Source organism: Geobacillus sp. TFV-3, assembly GCF_009901865.1.
GTDB classification, from domain to species: Bacteria; Bacillota; Bacilli; order Bacillales; family Anoxybacillaceae; genus Geobacillus; species Geobacillus thermoleovorans_A.
On sequence record NZ_MPSP01000001.1, the window covers coordinates 2,613,846 to 2,630,989 of the forward strand.

Sequence of the window (17,144 nt, forward strand, 5' to 3'; positions counted from 1 at the left end):
ATTTTTATGCATGAAGAGGAATAAAAATTAAGCCGTCGGCCGTCCGTTTACAAGACGGCTGAGGCGTTGGCGTTTTTCAACACGTTTGTTAAAATGTCCACCGCTTTATCGATTTCCGCTTTCGTCACGACAAGCGGCGGCAGCAGGCGGATCACCTTCGGCCCCGCCGAGAGGACGAGCAAGCCGTTTTCATGAATCAATGGCAACAGCGGTGCGACGTCCGTTTGGCACTCGACCCCGACAAGGAGCCCGAGCCCGCGCACGTCCTTGACGATGTCAAGCGGGGCGAGCGCTTCATTTAACCGCGCAACCAAATAGTTTCCTTTTTCTTGGACGTCTTGCAAAAACGACGGATCAAACACCACTTCCAATGTCGCTTTGGCAGCGGCCATCGCGATCGGGTTGCCGCCGAACGTCGACCCATGCACGCCAGGCCCGAACGACTCTTTCAAAAACGCTTTGCCGATCATCGCACCAACCGGAATGCCGCTTCCAAGTCCTTTCGCCACGGTGATGATGTCGGGCTCCACGCCGAAATGCTGGTAAGCAAACGGCTTTCCGGTCCGGCCGATGCCGGTCTGTACTTCGTCGATGATCAGAAGCGCCCCATGCTGTTGACACAGCTCCGACGCTATTTGCAAAAACGTCGGGTCAACCGGGCGGACGCCGCCTTCCCCTTGAACGACCTCAAGCATCACCGCCGCCACTTCCTCACTCATTGCCTGTTTGAGAACGTCGACATCATTCAACGGCAAGTGAATGAATTCCGGAAGCAGCGGACCGAAGCCGCTATGCACTTTCTCCTGCCCGGTCGCGGCCATTGTCGCGAACGTCCGGCCGTGAAACGACTGGGAAAACGTGATCACTTTATGTCTTCCCGTATGTTTGCGCGCCAGCTTCAGCGCCGCTTCGTTCGCCTCGGCTCCGCTATTGCAGAAAAAGACGCAGTCGCCGGCGCTGTGGGCGGCAAGCAAGGAAGCGACCTCTTCTTGAATGGGAATCGTAAACAAATTCGATACGTGCCAATATTGATTCAGCTGCGTTTCAATCGCCTTTTGGACGTGCGGATGGCGATGGCCGAGATTGCAGACGGCAATGCCCGAGACAAAGTCGAGATATTGTTTTCCATTTAAGTCGGTCACAACCGTCCCTTCCGCCGCTTGGACGGCGATCTTCCAACGGTTGTATGTCGGAAACAGCGCGCTCATCAATATACCCCCACTTCTTTGCGAATCGTTGTGCCGTGCCATGTTCCGTTTTGATAAAACGGCGTTTTGCCGCTGACGATCATCACCTCGGGCAGCGCATCGGACAGGGCGGACAGCGCCGCTTTCACTTTCGGAATCATCCCGCCGGTGATGACGCCGTCTTCGATCAATCGTTCAATCGTTTCCGCCGTCGCCTCTGACACGAGCGCACCGTTTTGCAAAATGCCGGGCACGTTCGTCACAAACGCGAGCTGGCTGGCGCCGATGGCTGCCGCGACCGCGCCAGCCGCCATGTCGGCGTTAATGTTGTATGTTTGCCCGTTTTGGTCGGCGCCAAGCGGTGAAACGACCGGAATGTAGCCCGCCTCAAGCAGCGTGCGCAAAAGGCTGGAGCGAACCGCTTTTACACGGCCGACATAGCCGAGTTTGGCCAAGTCAATCGGTTCAGCTTCAAGCAGCCCACCGTCCACGCCGGAAACGCCGACCGCCGACAAGCCGTGCTGCTTGAGCATCGCCACAAGCTGTTTGTTCACTTTGCCCGAGAGCACCATTTCTACAACGGCAAGCACCTCTTTCGTCGTTTTCCGCAAACCGTTGACAAACTCGCTCGGCACCCCCAGTTTTTTCAGCATCTGTCCGATTTCCGGCCCGCCGCCGTGGACGATGACGATATCCATCCCTTGTTCTCGCATCATGTTCACGCTGGCAAAAAAGGCTGGAGACAGCTCATCGAGCACGCTGCCGCCGCATTTGATGACGACCGTTTTCCCCATCGTTCTCTCCCCTTACGTCCGATAGCTGGCGTTGATTTTTACATAATCGTACGTCAAGTCGCAGCCCCACGCGACGCCGAAGCCATCGCCCAAGTGCAAATCCACCTCAATGACGACCGTCTCTTGTTGCAAATACGCCGCCGCTTCTTCTTCCGAGAACGGCTGCGGCTCGCTTCCTTTCAACATCACAATCGGCCCGATCGCGACATCCACATTATTTGGATCGACGTCCGCATCGGCATAGCCGATCGCGCCGATGATCCGCCCCCAGTTGGCATCCGCGCCGTAAACGGCCGTTTTCACTAAGTTTGAGCCAACGATTTGCTTCGCGACTTTTTTCGCCTCATCGTCCGTTTTCGCGCCGCGCACGCGCACTTCAATGAGCTTCGTCGCCCCCTCGCCGTCTTTGGCGATTTGCTTCGCCAAATCTTCGCACGTTTTCCGCAGCGCTTCGTAAAAGTGTTCCCAATCCGGATGGTCCGGCGTCAATTCGTCATTTCCAGCGAGGCCGCTTGCCATCACCACAACCATGTCGTTCGTCGACGTATCGCCATCGACCGTAATTTGATTGAACGATACATCGGTAATCGACCGGAGCGCATCATGCAGCATCGCCGAAGAGATGTTGGCATCGGTCGTAATGAACGCGAGCATCGTCGCCATGTTCGGATGGATCATCCCCGATCCTTTCGCTGCCCCGCCGATGGTGACCGTTTTCCCATCGACGGCCGTTTGATAACAGGCGCGCTTCATCACCGTATCCGTCGTTAAAATCGCTGTTTGAAACGCCTCAGCATCCGCCATCGTCGCACCGGGAACGAGCTTTTCGATGCCCGCGCGAATTTTTTCCATCGGCAAATATTCCCCGATTACGCCCGTCGACGCCACCGCCACATAATGCGGCGCGAGGCCGAATTGTTTCGCACACAGGTCGCGCATTTCATACGCATCGCGAAGCCCCTGCTCGCCGGTGCAGGCGTTCGCGCATGCACTGTTGACGATGACCGCCTGCAATGTTTGTTCTACAGCGAGGCTGGCCTGCGTCACTTTGAGCGGCGCCGCCTGGAAATGGCTTTGCGTATACACCGCCGCCGCCGAAGCCGGCACGTCGCATAGAATAACCCCTAAATCTTTTTTCGAATAGCGCAGCCCGGCGTGCACCCCAGCCGCTTGAAATCCTTTCGGCGTGACAACCGTTCCGTCAGCGACCGCCGTCACTGGCGCCGTTTGTTTCGTTGCTGTCATGTTCGTTCCCCTTCCCTCACGGATAGATCGGCAAGGATTGGAGGCCCTCGGCCTCATCCCACCCCATCATCAGATTGAAGTTTTGCACCGCCTGCCCGGCGGCGCCTTTCATCAAGTTATCGATCACCGACACGACCGTCACCCGTCTCGTCCGCTCATCGTAGGCGAGGCCGATGTCGCAATAGTTGGAACCGTACACTTCTTTCGTCGCCGGAAACTGTCCAAGTTGACGGATGCGGACAAACGGCGAACCTTCATAACTTGTTTTATATAAATCTACCAAGTCGTTTGGCGAAAACGGCTGTTTCGCCTTTGCATAAATCGTCGCCATAATGCCCCGTGTCATCGGAATCAAATGAGTGCTGAACGTAATCGGCTCCACCGCTTCATTCCACGTTTGCAGCATTTGCTCAATTTCCGGAATGTGCTGATGGACGTTCACTTTATAAATTTTCACGTTTTCGTTCACTTCGGAAAAATGCGTCCCGAGCGCTGCTTTCCGCCCCGCGCCCGATACGCCGGACTTGGCGTCAACGATGATCGAGTCTTCCTTAATCAATCCTTCTTTGACAAGCGGCGCCAGGCCAAGCAGCGTCGCCGTCGGATAGCAGCCCGGGTTGGATAGGAGCACGGCCCCGCGGATCGCCTCTCGGTTCCACTCCGTCAGCCCGTATACGGCGCGCGCCAAATATTCCGCGGGCGCCGCCTCCCTCCCGTACCATTGTTCATACACCGCTCCGTCTTTCAAACGGAAATCGCCTGATAAATCGATCACTTTCACTCCCCGATCAACGAGCGCCGGCGCCCACTCCCCCGACACCCCGGGCGGCGTGGCGAAAAAGACCGCATCGTAACGGGAAAGCGCCTCGATGTCAAGTTTATGCAACACCACACCATCGATATCACCGACGTGCGGGAAACTTTCCGATAAATGAACCCCGTCCTGCGACGACGAGAAAACATCGCAGCGGCTCACACGCGGATGCCCGTATAGCAAGCGCAGCAACTCCGCCCCGCTGTATCCCGTCGCCCCGATAATGGCTGCGTTCATCAACCGTTCCCCCTCACCTGTATGCCTCATGTAGTTCTCATTATAATACTGTATAAAAATAAAATCAAATGTATATTTAATAATTTTTAAAGGATTTTCTTCTTTCTTGCCCCCTTATGTTCACCAGGCCCACGGGAAAACGAAAACCGCTTGGGCTCCGCTGCCGAAGCGCATGATCTTGTCCATCCCCCTCACGCACTCAGGCGTAAAGCCTCTCACAAACAATTCCACCAATGTTCAACAAGTTTTCAATCTTTCCACTATCCTTATATTGACTTCCCTCTTTTTTCCTGTACACTTTTAAATAGCAGCACATTTTATATAAGGTTGTGATCCGATGAACGAGGTTGAATCTCGTGAATGGCAGAAGTGGCTTACATCGCTCGGGCGCGATCTTCGCCTTGAGAAGGGAACGTACTTGTTTCAAGAAGGAGAAAAAGCAGACGACATTTACTATATCCAATCGGGGAAAATCCAAATCAGCAAAATGGACATGAATGGACAGGAGCTCGCGCTGCGCATTTGCAGCGAGGGTGATTTGATCGGTGAGCTGACGCTCTTTTGCCCCGGCGCCCGCTACATGCTGACGGCAAAAGTGCTCGAAGACGGCGTTGTTTCCGCCATTCCGCGCGAGAGGCTCGAACAAGAACTCGTCAACCATCCAACACTGGCCGTCGAGTTCATGAAATGGATGAGCCTCCATTTCCGGAAAACACAGACGAAGTTCCGCGACCTCATTTTGCACGGCAAAAAAGGAGCGCTCTATTCGACGCTCATCCGTTTGTGCAACAGCTACGGCGTGATGAAAGAAGACGGCATTTTGATCGACGTGCCGCTCACGAACCAAGAACTCGCCAACTTTTGCGGCACCGCCCGCGAAGTCGTCAACCGCATGCTCGGCGACTTGCGGAAAAAAGGCGTCATCTCCGTGCAAAAAGGAAAAATCTGCGTCCACGACTTGCAATATTTGCGCGACGAAATCTCCTGCGAAGGCTGCCCGCCCGAGCTGTGCCGCATCGACTGACGGGCGGGTGCGGCCAAAAAGAAGGATGTCCTCGCGTACAAAGGACATCCTTTGCTTTTTCGCAGAGAAAAACGATCGTCTTCCCTTCCGATAGGGATTCACGTCGTTTTTCCCGTTCCTTCACGTCCCAGTTCTCGCAAAACAGACGACCACGTTTCACATATGTACTCACATTCGACGATAATGAGCACCGTATTCCACCATTCGCTCTTTTCCATGAGCAAGTGTCTCATCTGGCGCTGCGACTCAACATCAAGTCCCAACGTTGTCATGCAAAAATCGGAATGCTCACTTTTCTGACCAGCCTGCGGTAATATATTTGATCACCGCATCCATCACCCGCCGCAAATCTTCATGATGCAACGCCCCTACTTTGAATAGCAGCTCTACACTGCTTACCGTTTTTAATTTTGAGCAGCGAACAACCGATGGCTTATGGAGCCCCGCTTCCTTCCAATGTTCGATGGGGACATCAAACATATTTCGAATCCCTTGGCTCGTCACTTTCGCAAGAGTGACATCGATATCAGCGATGGTTCCGCCGTCCGCAATAATCACACCCGGCCTTCTTTTCGAACTTTCGGTATCCATGTACACCCATATTTCTCCTCTCATTCATCGTCCTCCTCCCATAATCGCTCAAGTTTTTCTTTTTTGATTAAGTGTTCTTTCGAATAATACAAATCATACATCTTATCAAGCAATTTCCATCGTTCTTCATTGCTCATGTTTTGAATGGCTTTTAAAATTTCTTCTGCTGTCATTTGTTTTTCCATAAACATATACAGCCTCCTCCAATGTACTCTTTACTCTTATTTTAACGAAAAGAAAGTGAAAAAACGATTCTTCCCTAATCAACAGCCAGACAAAAACATGCCGAGGGCGATGTCACTTAACCAAAAGAAAAACCCCAAACGGTCATGGATGCCTCCCGTTTGGGGGTCGTTCAAGAGTAAAGGACGATCATCGCAATGAAAAAGTACGCCGCGTTGGCGATTTCCAAGATGCCAAGTTTCATGATCGGCAGCGGCTTGCCGTACAAATAGACGGCGCGGATGACGCTCGGCGCGTAGGCCAAAACGGCGAACGGCTCGCCGATGGCGATGAGGCCGACGATCAGCAAGGCGTGGTAACCCCATGACAGCCATTTGTAACGCGCGTTTTTCTTTTCGCGAATCATCGTTTTGACGTAAAACGTGCTGCCGAGGAAAAAGAGGAAGGAAAACAGGGCGAGCTCAAATGCTTCGATCGCCAACGCCCCGCGGCCGACGTAAAAGGCGGCGAGGCCGCCGATGCAAAACGCCGCGATGGCCGCGACATCATTCCAAAAGGCGCGCTCGTTCTTTTTCTTGCTGTAGTACGTGTTCACCAAGAAAAACGGAACCATGGCGATCCCGAAGTAGAGAAGCGCCGGCTGCTGCCAAAGGGAGACGGCCAGCCCGGCCGCGGCGATGGCGCCATAGCGGGCGGCGGGCGCGTACGGCTCTTTCCGTTTCGTTTTCACCGCCATTAAGAGCGGATACGTCGCCAAATAGAGCGCGGTCCAGGCGATAAAGAGCGGAACGTGAACCCACGAAAGCCCGCCCGCGTATGCCCCAAGCCAAAACGGGATGATGAGCATCGCCCAAGCGCCGTGTTGCTTCGGCATCACCCATTTGCTTTTGTTCGCCATTGGTCTCATCCTCCGCTTACCGGTGGGATAAAGGCGACCGTGTCGCCTTCGTGAAGCGGCGCTTCGTCGCGGGCGTACTCCTCATTGACCGCGGTCATGACGCGCCCGAGTGAGACGCCGTAGCGCTCTTCCACTTCGTCTTTCAGTTGTTTCACCGTTTCCGGAACATGCGGCCACATCACTTCCCGCTCGCCGGTTTGTTCGCCCAAATGGGCGAAAAACAATAGACGGATCATTCCTCTTTCACCTCCGGTTTTCCGGACGGATACGCCGTTGTTTCAAGCTGGTCGCCCACCCAGGCGCTTCCGTCCTCCCATTGCTCTTTTTTCCAAATCGGCACGATTTGCTTGATCCGCTCAATGGCATAGCGGTTCGCCTCATACGCTTCGGCGCGGTGCGGCGAGGAAACCGCGATGACGACGGCGATATCGCCGATCTCGAGGCGTCCGATCCGGTGGGTGATCGCCGTTTTCGCCCCCGGCCATTTGTCAGCAATTTCCGTCCCAATTTGCGCGAGCATTTTCTCCGCCATCGACACGTACGCCTCATATTGCAAAAAGAGCGTCCGCTTGCCATTCGTCCATTCGCGCACCGTGCCGGCAAAGACAGCGACCGCCCCCGCTTCCGGACGCATCACTTTTTTCATCACATCCTCGACCGAAATCGGCTGGTCGGTCACCACAAATAACGGTTCGGTCATGTTCGTGTTTTCACCTCGTTCATGAGCCATGGAATATATTCGTCATCATCGGCCAGCGAAAACACTGGATATGGAAGCGGCCCTTCAAGCGGTTCCCAAGCGATGACGGCGCGAATGTCGGCAAGGTGCTGAAGCGACGCCCAATCTTCTTCGGAGCGCACGAGCACAACTTTCGGATGCCGCTCTTGTTTGTAGCCCTCCACCAACACGAGATCGAGCCGAAGCGGCGCATAAAGCGCCAAAATGTCATCCAACCGCCATAACGGGCGGCGGAGATGAAGCTGCAACAGCCCGCCCCCTTCGACCGCCGTCGCCGCCGCCCCGGCCCGCTCGTGGCGGACGGAATCGACGCCTTCGGGCTGTGCGGGCTCGCCGCCATGGCCGTGATGCTTCACCGTCCCGACGCGCCATCCTTCCCGGGCAGCGGCCGCCACCCATTTTTCCATAAGCGTCGTTTTGCCGCTATGTTTATAGCCGACGACTTGCCAAACGTTCATTCGCTTGATCCCTCATCGTCATCCAAAAGCCACACTTCGACCTCGTCTCCTGCCGCAAACCCCCGCGTTCCGCCCGGCAGCACCATCAAGGCGTTCGCAAAGGCAAGCGAGGTGACGATGTTCGATTTGTCCATGCCGACCGGTTTCACGACAAGCCGCCCGTCGACCGCTTCGACCCGGCTGCGCACGAAGCGGGTGAACGGGTTCGGCTTCGGAAAATCGGCGCCAAGGACGGCTTTTGCTTTTTTCAAATACGGCTTTGTGGAAAACAACCGCGTACGCACGACCGGGCGGACGAACAGTTCATAGCCGACATAGCACGCCGACGGGTTGCCGGATAAGCCGAACAGCAGCTTGCCATCTCGTTCGGCGACGGTCGTCACGCTTCCCGGGCGCATGGCGATTTTGTTAAACAAGACGTTCGCTCCGAGCCGTTCGTAAATGGCGGGCAAATAATCGAAGTCTCCCACCGAGACGCCGCCCGTCGTAATAAGCATGTCCACTTGATCGAGCGCCTGGCGCACAGCGTGAAAACACGCCTCGAGGTCGTCGGCGAGCTGGCCAAAATAAATCGGCTCGGCGCCGCTTCTCAGCACCTGCGCCTCGATCATGTAGGCGTTGCTGTTGCGAATTTTTCCAGGCACGAGCGGTTCAGCAACATCGAGCAGCTCGCTGCCGGTCGCAAAAATACCAATCCGTGGCTTTTTCGCCACCTTCACTTCGGCGTAGCCGAACGTCGCCAAGAGAGCCGCCACCCCGGGATTGATGCGCGTTCCTTTTTCGACCAACGGTTGCCCTTTTTTCGCATCTTCTCCTTGAAATGAAATGTTGTCGCCAGGGCGGAACGGGCGCTTGATGGCGATATACGTTTTTCTATCCCGTTCGTACTGTTTGGCAAGCTCGAGCATGACGACCGCATCGCACCCTTCCGGAATTTGCGCCCCGGTCATCAGTCGCACCGCTTGAAACGGGCCGACGAGCCGCTTCGCCACTTGCCCGGCGCCGATCGTTTCGATCACTTCAAACTCGACCGGACGATCCAGCCCCGCTCCTTCGGAATCGGCGGCGCGAATGGCAAATCCGTCATACGGCGAACGGTCAAACGGCGGCACGTCATGGTCGGCGCATAAATCTTCCGCTAAATAGCGGCCGTACGACTGCCTTAGCGGCACGATCTCCTTTTTCCCTCTTCCAGCGTAACGCATCACCCGATTGATCGCTTCCCGTACGGGAATGGGGGTTCGTCTTTCGGCCAACGGTGTTCTCCCCTTTCTTTCCCTCACTCACTTCACTAAGCCCATTTTATCGCTTCATCACGATGATTGCCAATCTTGCAGCTGCTTGATCGATTTCGCCAACTTTTCGTCAACGACGGTGGCATCATCAATATGTTGCAAAATCATCGCCCGCGTTTCTCCGAACAAAGCAGCCGACCGCTCAAGCTCCTTCATCACTTCATCGGCATAGCGGAACTGTTCTTGAATATCGTTGAGCACATCGCCAACCCGTTTTTCAACTTGATCGATCAGCCCGATCATCGCCGACCATGTCCGTGATGTATCAATGCTCATTTGCACCACTTTATCAATGATGGCCGAAATGGCACCAGTTTGCGTGAGCGATCGTTGAATTTCTTGCTGCACCGCATCGGTGAGTTGATGAATCATTTCCGTGCTGTCTGCCGTATGTTCCGCCAGCTTTCTGACCTCGGCGGCCACGACGGAAAACCCTTTTCCATGCTCCCCGGCGCGCGCCGCCTCAATCGAGGCGTTTAAGGCAATCAAATTCGTCTGTCCTGCGATCTCTTTAATGACCTTGACAATTTGCTCAATCTCTTGCGAACGGTCGCGCAGCCGGTGCATCGCTGCCGACGTCGCCTCCATCTCGCTGCCGAGCTGCCCCATCGCCTTCTCCATTTCCCCTGACATGCGGATGCCTTCTTTTGCTGCCGCGACCATCTGGCCAGCTGTCTCCGCCAATGAGTTTCCTTGTTCGCACAGACGGTCGGAGATCGCGTATGATGACTTGCTGAGCATACTGACATTATCGACTTTTTCTTTCGTTCGGTCAACAAGTCGGCCTAATTCATGATGTTGTCCGTTGACCATCACATGTTGATGAACGATTTCCTGCAACTCCCCGAGCAAGCCGGCCACCGTCTCGTGAATCGATTCCTTCTGTCTAGTGAGCTGGTCTTTCATCTCGGCGATTTGCTGCTCTAGTTTTGCTTTTTCCTCCTCCCACTGCCGTCCTTTCACCAACGGCCACATACCCGTCTCCCCTTTTTCTGTTTATGGAACTCATTCTTTTGTCAAAATGTTGTATGTTACCTACTGAGCATGTATTCTTTCGATTATGAAGCGGACACTTCCTTCCATAAGCAGTCAGCAAAAGTCCGCTTTTCTTTATTGTACGATACAGAAGAAGAAGGCTGTTGTGATGTTTATCACACGCATCACTGTCCACTTTTTTTCGTATATGTGAGATCCATCACAACACCTTAGCGGCAAACACGTTATGCTGAAACTGTAACGATTTGATCAATGGAGGGATCCGAAATGGAACAGCGTTTTACCGAGCAATCGTTGATCGGCGATATTGTCACGAAATTTCCGAAAGCAGCCGACTTATTTAAAGCGCGACGCATTGATTTTTGCTGCGGCGGACAGCGTACGCTGAAAGAAGCTGCCGAAGAGCGCAGGCTGGATGGCGAAGCGCTCCTTCGCGAGCTGAACGCCCTTTATGCGGAGGCGCAAAACAAGCCGGCCGGAAACTGGGGTGAAGCGCCGCTAGCCGACTTGGTCGAGCATATCATCAACACGCACCACCGCTATTTGAACGAGGAACTGCCGCAGCTCAGCCCATATGTCACAAAAGTATTGCGCGTACACGGCATGCACCACCCGCACCTTTCTCGCATGCATAAACTGTTCCATGAGTTGAAAATGGAGCTTGAACAACACTTGATTAAAGAAGAAACAGGAGCTTTTCCGCTCATTTTACAATTTGCCGACAACCCATCGCCGGAAAACCGAGAGGCGGTCGAGCGGGCTGTTCGCGAACTCGTCAATGAACATGACGCGGCCGGTAATTTGATCAAAGAAATTCGCGACATCACGAACGATTTCACCCCGCCGGAGGACGCATGCGGCACGTACCGCCTCGTCTACAACCGGCTCGCGGCGCTTGAAGACGATTTGTTCACCCACATCCATTTGGAAAACAACATCCTCTTCCCGCGCGTGTTGGCGGCGGTGAAGGCATAAAGAAAAAAACGCCGATTCGCACTTCCGAAAACATAAACCAAACGGGATCGCTTCTTCTATATGAAAGAGCGCTCCCGTTTTTCTTCACCCTCCAATATACGACATTTCAATTTTGGGGCGCTGTTTCGCTGTTTCTGCCGTCCGTTCCTCGGAATAGCGATCTGCTCGTTTGCTCCAGACTGCGGCAATCAGCGCCTTCAGCTCCTCTTTTCCCGCGCCGGCGCGCAGTTTGTCTTTCAACGACACGCCCTCAGAAGCAAACAAACACGTGTACAGCTTGCCTTCGGCGGAAATGCGCGCTCGTGTGCAGCTTCGACAAAACGCTTCTGTCACTGAGGCGATAAAGCCGACTTCCACGTTCGTGCCCGCGTACCGGTAGCGGCTCGCCACTTCGCCGAAGTACTCCTTTTCCACCGGCTCGAGCGGGTGCATGGCGTTGATTTGCTCATACATCTCTTTTTTCGTCACGACATGGGAGTAATCCCAGCCGTTCGTTGTGCCAACGTCCATAAATTCAATCAAGCGGAGCGGAATGCCTAAGTCTTTAAAATACGACGCCATCGGCGCGATTTGCGAGTCGTTCCATCCTTTTTTGACGACCATATTGACTTTCACGCCAAGCCCCGCCTCGCGCGCCGCTTCAATGCCTTTCAACACCGGAGTAACACCGACGCCGATGCCGTTCATTTTGCGGAAGATGTCATCGTCCAACGCATCCAAGCTGACGTTGACGCGCTTCAGCCCGGCCGCTTTCAACCGTTCCGCCCATTTCACCAAATGGATGCCGTTCGTCGTGAGGGCAATGTCCCGCAAGCCGGGAATCATGGACAACCGCTTAATGAGCGCATCCAAATCGCGCCGAAGCAGCGGCTCACCGCCCGTCAGGCGGATTTTTTCGACCCCGAGTTCAACAAAACATTCCGCCAACAGCGCCATTTCCTCAACGGTCAACAGCTGGTCTTCCGCCAAGAAGCGAAAATTCGGACCGAACACTTCAGCGGGCATGCAATAGACGCAACGGAAATTGCACTGATCGGTGACCGACAACCGCAAATCGCGAAGCGGGCGGGATAAACGGTCGATGACGTTCATCCGGTCGCGCTCTTCCATGGCGCTCCCTCCTTTCTCTTTCATGGGCCGCGTGATGTTCCAACGGCCTGTTCTTCTATCGTTGCAAACGGCCTAGTTTCGCCGCACAGGACAACAAACTAAATGACAATCCAATGGTGACCGCCACCCATGCCCACGCCAATTCCATCCGCCCCGACTCCATCGCCATATAGACGGCGGTCGGGATCGTTTGCGTTTTGCCTGGGATGTTCCCAGCAAACATGAGCGTCGCGCCGAACTCCCCGAGACTGCGGGCAAACGACAGCACCGCCCCGGATAATAACGCGTGTCTGGCAAGCGGCAGCGAAATATGCCAAAACACTTGGCGCTCATTCGCCCCATCGATGCGCGCCGCTCCTTCAATGGTTGGATCAACCGCTTCCAGACCCGCTTTGGCCGCCTGGTACATGAGCGGGAACGACACGACGACCGCCGCCATCACCGCTGCTCCGGGCGTAAACAGCACCGTCGTATGAAACCAATCCTCGATCCATTGTCCAATCGGGCTATGCCGCCCAAACAGCACAACAAGCAAAAACCCAACGACCGACGGCGGCAACACCAACGGCAGCATAAACACCGTCTCCACGATCGTCTTCCCGCGAAACCGGCGGCGCGCCATCCACCTCGCCGCTGCCGCCCCGAGGATGGCGACGATCAAACCAGCGAGAAGGGACACCTTTATTGACAACCATACGGGTGACCAAAAATCCGTCATAGATAATGGGCCTCTCTTTGCATCGTCTCTATTAACTATACGAAACTGTTCAATTGCTTGCTGTGACACTGTTCACATTGATTGTATCATATGAGCGGGGAAATCCGGCTTAGAAAAATTTGTGACCATGTGCACAAAAATCGGCCAATGGTGATTTTTTTCACTCAGTTTCCACTGTGATGTTTTTAAAATAGAAATAGCTGAACAAATGGAGGTGTCCATCATGGAAGGACAAATCCGCAAAGCGTCGAATCGTGATTTTTCCCATTTGCGCGCTTTGCTGCAATCATCCAAAAAAGTGATTCCGTTGCGCAAGCACTCATTTTTGTTCCAAGAAGGGATGCCAGCCAATGAGCTTTACTTGATTCTTTCCGGCAAAGTGCAAGTCAGCAAAATTTGCCCGGACGGAAAAGAAATGTGCTTCCGCATTTGCGGAAGCGGGGAAATCGTCGGTGAATTGACGCTGTTTACGAGCGACCCGCGCTACTTATTAACCGCCAAAGTGATGGAACCCGGCGAAGCAGCGGTCATGGATAAGAATGAATTGGAACAGCAGCTGCTCATCAATCCAACTCTTGCTCTTGAATATATGCGCTGGATGAGCAAGCATGCCCGGCGGACGCAAACAAAGTTTCGCGATTTGATTATGAACGGCAAAAAAGGAGCGCTCTATTCGACGCTCATTCGCTTGTGCAACAGTTATGGCGTCCCGCTTGAAGACGGAAGCATCTTCATTGATTTAACGTTAAAAAACCAAGACTTGGCCAACTTTTGTGGCACGACGCGTGAAAGTGTCAATCGGATGCTCAACGCCTTGAAGCAGGAAGGGATCATCTCGATGAAGCGGGGCAGAATTACCATCCACGACTTGAACTATTTGAAAACGGAAATCCAGTGTGAAGACTGTCCGGCGGATATTTGTTGCATTGAGTGAGCGGAGCGCCATGGCTAAAGGAAGAGAACGTCTACCCGATCGTTTCCCATGGCCAAAGCAACGACCAAGCCGTTTTGGCGCGCTGATTGGAAGAGCGCCCGATCAGCCGTTGTTCGCGGCCTGCCGGACGCTCTCTTTTTCTTTTAAATGTGATGTGAATCACTTCTTTTTCTTTTCGCCGCGATATAATTAAGAATCATAAGGCTTTGGGCGGCATCAATCCCGTTTTGGGAGAACGGGATGCGGTCAATGCCCGCTCGCTTCCGTGCCGTCGTCTTCGCCGGTTTCAGTCACTTTCAGTATGGCGACGGCTCCTTTTTGTGCGTCATTGAACTGGTGAGTGACGATCGGATATGTTCCCGGTTTGGTGACGTTAAATTCGACGACCGCACCGCCGCTTGCCGGAAGCATCACCGTTTGCATCCCTTTCAGATGATTGTTCGGGTTGCCGTCAAGGTATACATCATCCAACACCGTCCCAACAACGTGGAACGAGCTCACTTCGTTCGGACCGACGTTGTTGACATACAAGCGGATTTTCTCACCGACTTTCGCAAGCAGCGGTTTTTCTTTCAGCGTAAACGTATCGCCGTTTGTATTCGGATCGCCAGGTTTGAGCGCCTTTGTCGAGAAGACGACGTAGCTTGGCACGCCGTTTTGGAAATCGTTCATATCGTTATATTTGTACCACTCGTTTTGGATAAGCACATATTCGCGGTCGACTTCTTGATCGGTCGGGTAGCCGTTTTTCGGCTTGACGATGATCACGCCGTGCATGCCGTTGGCGATATGTTGCAAGACCGGCTTTGTGCCGCAATGGTACATGAATACGCCAGGATTATTCGCCGGGTACGTAAACGTTCCCGATTTTCCCGGCATCACATCGATAAAGTCTTTTGATGGTGCGGCATGGACGGCATGGAAATCCATGCTGTGCGGGATGACGGGGTCCATGTTTTTCAACGTAAAGTGGATCGTATCCCCTTCATTGACGACGACGAGCGGTCCGGGAGCTTGACCGTTAAATGTCCATGCCTTATACGTTTTTCCTTTGTCGATTTCAATGTCAGTAATTTGCGCCGTCATTTCGACGCGGACGTCATGCGGACCGATCCGTTCTAATTTTAATGGTACTGGCACTTGGTTGACTCCTTTGTGCGCCAATAACACGTCCACGGCAGACTGTTGCGCTGACGTCCCATTTTTGTTTTCTGCCTGCGCCTCTCCTCCTCCGTTGTTGCTGCATGCTGCCAAAAACGACGCAGCCAACGCAACTGACAACAACGTAGACACATTTCGTTTCACCGTTTTCTCCCCCTTCAGGTGATTTGATTTACACCTTCAGCGTACGCCATTTCTGCCTTTCCCCTAGTGATTTGTATCACCAATGAACACGCATATTTGAAGGGTTTGTGAAATAGTGAGCAATATGTTTTATCACTACTGTGAAAACGATAATAGGCGTTCTCACGTTGGCTAACGGAAAACCCTCCTCCTTCGCCTCTTGATCATCTCCGCCTCCGTCACTTGTCTTTCTTTCGTTAAATCCGTCGTCTTCCCAAATGAAAAAGAGGTCAAAAGCACATGCTTTTGACCTCTTTAGGGTGTTACGATGCGTACCGATTTGCCGGTTCGCCGGCTTTTTTGCCAAATACGAGCCGGTTGAGCAAGAAGCAGATAAAGGTAAACAAGCTAAGGAGCAGAAAACCAAGCACGTACGAACCGGTCGCGTCTTTGATGATCCCCATGACAATCGGCGGGAAAAAGCCGCCAAGCCCGCCCCAAGCGCCGACAAGTCCGGTGACGGCGCCCGTTTCCGCCGGGAACAGCTGCGGCACGAGCTTGAACACCGCCCCGTTGCCCAGCCCGGACATCACGGCAACAAACAAACAAGCCGCTGTCATCACCCAAATGTTCCCCATTCCGAACGCGATCGCCAACGCGCCGGTCGTCATACCGGCGTACACAAATGCCAACACCCGCTCAGCACCAATTTTATCGCCGAGGTAACCGCCGACTGGCCGTGCAAGCGTCGCGATGACCGTAAACCCGGCCGCCCGCATCCCGGCATCCACTGGCGTCAACCCATACAAGTCAACGAGAAGCGATGGCAAGTAAATGCCGAAAGCGACAAACGCTCCAAACGTGACGAAGTAAAAAAGCGACAGCGTCCACGTATGTTTATACTTCAACACCGACAGCGATTCGCGCACCGTTTTTTGGTGCTTCGGCTTCGGCATATCCGGTGTGAAAAACCAAACGAGAACGAGCATGATGACAACCGGGATGATCATCCCCCAAAACGCCCACGGCACCCCAAACGCCGCAGCAATTGACGGAACGAAAAATGTTGCGACCGCCGTGCCGAAATTCCCCATCGCGTTGATCCCAAGCGCTGTCCCTTGCTTTTCCGGCGGGGTCAAGCGCGACACGAACGTCACCGAGATCGCAAACGACGTTCCCGCCATGCCGATGAAAAACGCCCAAAACATGAGCATCGCGTACGAGTCGGCAAACCCTGCACCAACAAGCGGAATGTTCAAAAACAACAGCAACAGCGAAAACAGTCTCCGCCCCCCGATCCGATCCGTCCAAATGCCGAGCGGCAAGCGCATGACTGAGCCGAGCAGCACCGGAATGGCGACTAAAATGCTTTTTTGCGTCGATGTCAGCCCGTACATTTGTTGAAACGTGCTCGCCAACGGCGAAAACACGGCCCACACCGCGAACGAAAACATCATCGCCAACGTCGTAATCGGCAGCAACGCCTTCTGTTTGTTCACCATAAACCCCTCCCGTAGATCGGCTTACCGTTGAACAGTTGGTAATGCCATCATACGGGAGATGACGAAAAAAATTTGTGATGTTGATCACAAAATCAACGGTTTTCACATAATCGTCAAAAAAGCGGACTTGTGTAGCCATTGGCGCAGACTTTCTGCCATT

General features: G+C 53.8%; 19 protein-coding genes. 3 read left to right on the forward strand and 16 right to left on the reverse strand.

What is annotated here, in order from left to right:
* Positions 1–47: 47 nt before the first annotated feature.
* The 4 genes from BJQ97_RS13165 to argC are packed head-to-tail and all read right to left on the reverse strand — an operon-like array spanning position 48 to position 4,277.
* On the reverse strand, positions 48–1,208 hold the full coding sequence (locus tag BJQ97_RS13165) for an acetylornithine transaminase (RefSeq protein ID WP_160156925.1): 1,161 nt from the start codon (positions 1,206–1,208) through the stop codon (positions 48–50).
* Positions 1,208–1,981 (reverse strand): acetylglutamate kinase, encoded by a 774-nt coding sequence (argB, locus tag BJQ97_RS13170; protein ID WP_160156926.1) that lies wholly within the window; start codon positions 1,979–1,981, stop codon positions 1,208–1,210. The genes BJQ97_RS13165 and argB overlap by 1 nt, the downstream gene beginning before the upstream one ends.
* Before the next feature lie 12 nt (positions 1,982–1,993).
* Positions 1,994–3,226 (reverse strand): bifunctional ornithine acetyltransferase/N-acetylglutamate synthase, encoded by a 1,233-nt coding sequence (argJ, locus tag BJQ97_RS13175; RefSeq protein ID WP_160156927.1) that lies wholly within the window; start codon positions 3,224–3,226, stop codon positions 1,994–1,996.
* Between the two features lie 16 nt (positions 3,227–3,242).
* Complete coding sequence (gene argC, locus BJQ97_RS13180) at positions 3,243–4,277, reverse strand: N-acetyl-gamma-glutamyl-phosphate reductase (RefSeq protein ID WP_160156928.1); 1,035 nt, start codon at positions 4,275–4,277, stop codon at positions 3,243–3,245.
* A gap of 337 nt (positions 4,278–4,614) precedes the next feature.
* On the opposite strand from argC, the gene BJQ97_RS13185 reads away from it, so the two are divergent.
* On the forward strand, positions 4,615–5,301 hold the full coding sequence (locus BJQ97_RS13185) for a Crp/Fnr family transcriptional regulator (RefSeq protein ID WP_160156929.1): 687 nt from the start codon (positions 4,615–4,617) through the stop codon (positions 5,299–5,301).
* Between the two features lie 288 nt (positions 5,302–5,589).
* Here the strand turns inward: BJQ97_RS13185 and BJQ97_RS13190 are convergent, their stop codons facing one another.
* The 8 genes from BJQ97_RS13190 to BJQ97_RS13225 all read right to left on the reverse strand — a co-directional run bounded on the left by BJQ97_RS13190 (position 5,590) and on the right by BJQ97_RS13225 (position 10,440).
* Complete coding sequence (locus tag BJQ97_RS13190; RefSeq protein ID WP_160156930.1) at positions 5,590–5,916, reverse strand: type II toxin-antitoxin system PemK/MazF family toxin; 327 nt, start codon at positions 5,914–5,916, stop codon at positions 5,590–5,592.
* Positions 5,913–6,083: a hypothetical protein gene (locus BJQ97_RS13195; protein ID WP_160156931.1), complete on the reverse strand. Its 171-nt coding sequence runs from the start codon at positions 6,081–6,083 to the stop codon at positions 5,913–5,915. The genes BJQ97_RS13190 and BJQ97_RS13195 overlap by 4 nt, the downstream gene beginning before the upstream one ends.
* Positions 6,084–6,247: 164 nt before the next feature.
* Positions 6,248–6,973, reverse strand: a complete 726-nt coding sequence (locus tag BJQ97_RS13200; RefSeq protein ID WP_160156932.1) for a YwiC-like family protein — start codon at positions 6,971–6,973, stop codon at positions 6,248–6,250.
* 5 nt (positions 6,974–6,978) lie between these two features.
* A complete protein-coding gene (moaD, locus tag BJQ97_RS13205; RefSeq protein WP_160156933.1) occupies positions 6,979–7,209 on the reverse strand; it encodes a molybdopterin converting factor subunit 1 in 231 nt (76 codons plus the stop codon).
* Complete coding sequence (locus BJQ97_RS13210) at positions 7,206–7,673, reverse strand: molybdenum cofactor biosynthesis protein MoaE (RefSeq protein ID WP_160156934.1); 468 nt, start codon at positions 7,671–7,673, stop codon at positions 7,206–7,208. Before BJQ97_RS13210 ends, moaD begins: the two co-directional genes overlap by 4 nt.
* Positions 7,670–8,170, reverse strand: a complete 501-nt coding sequence (gene mobB / locus BJQ97_RS13215) for a molybdopterin-guanine dinucleotide biosynthesis protein B (protein ID WP_160156935.1) — start codon at positions 8,168–8,170, stop codon at positions 7,670–7,672. Before mobB ends, BJQ97_RS13210 begins: the two co-directional genes overlap by 4 nt.
* Positions 8,167–9,426 carry a molybdopterin molybdotransferase MoeA gene (locus BJQ97_RS13220; RefSeq protein WP_160156936.1) on the reverse strand — a complete coding sequence of 420 codons (1,260 nt, stop codon included), beginning with the start codon at positions 9,424–9,426 and terminating at the stop codon, positions 8,167–8,169. Before BJQ97_RS13220 ends, mobB begins: the two co-directional genes overlap by 4 nt.
* Positions 9,427–9,483: 57 nt before the next feature.
* The gene (locus BJQ97_RS13225; protein WP_160156937.1) at positions 9,484–10,440 is read right to left on the reverse strand and encodes a methyl-accepting chemotaxis protein; all 957 of its coding nucleotides are present in this window, start codon (positions 10,438–10,440) and stop codon (positions 9,484–9,486) included.
* 288 nt (positions 10,441–10,728) lie between these two features.
* Between BJQ97_RS13225 and ric the strand changes: the two genes are divergently transcribed.
* Positions 10,729–11,436, forward strand: a complete 708-nt coding sequence (gene ric, locus BJQ97_RS13230) for an iron-sulfur cluster repair di-iron protein (protein ID WP_160156938.1) — start codon at positions 10,729–10,731, stop codon at positions 11,434–11,436.
* An 84-nt stretch (positions 11,437–11,520) separates the two neighbouring features.
* Here ric and moaA read toward each other — a convergent pair whose 3' ends face one another.
* Positions 11,521–12,546, reverse strand: coding sequence for a GTP 3',8-cyclase MoaA (gene moaA / locus BJQ97_RS13235; protein WP_160156939.1), 1,026 nt, complete (start codon positions 12,544–12,546; stop codon positions 11,521–11,523).
* A 55-nt stretch (positions 12,547–12,601) separates the two neighbouring features.
* Positions 12,602–13,264: a molybdate ABC transporter permease subunit gene (gene modB, locus BJQ97_RS13240; protein ID WP_160156940.1), complete on the reverse strand. Its 663-nt coding sequence runs from the start codon at positions 13,262–13,264 to the stop codon at positions 12,602–12,604.
* Between the two features lie 223 nt (positions 13,265–13,487).
* Between modB and BJQ97_RS13245 the strand changes: the two genes are divergently transcribed.
* Positions 13,488–14,198, forward strand: a complete 711-nt coding sequence (locus BJQ97_RS13245) for a Crp/Fnr family transcriptional regulator (RefSeq protein WP_160156941.1) — start codon at positions 13,488–13,490, stop codon at positions 14,196–14,198.
* Positions 14,199–14,444: 246 nt separating this feature from the next.
* On the opposite strand, the gene BJQ97_RS13250 is transcribed toward BJQ97_RS13245, so the two are convergent.
* Both BJQ97_RS13250 and BJQ97_RS13255 read right to left on the reverse strand, forming a co-directional pair.
* Complete coding sequence (locus tag BJQ97_RS13250; protein ID WP_160156942.1) at positions 14,445–15,503, reverse strand: multicopper oxidase domain-containing protein; 1,059 nt, start codon at positions 15,501–15,503, stop codon at positions 14,445–14,447.
* 302 nt (positions 15,504–15,805) lie between these two features.
* On the reverse strand, positions 15,806–16,981 hold the full coding sequence (locus BJQ97_RS13255; protein ID WP_160157618.1) for an MFS transporter: 1,176 nt from the start codon (positions 16,979–16,981) through the stop codon (positions 15,806–15,808).
* Positions 16,982–17,144 lie beyond the last annotated feature (163 nt).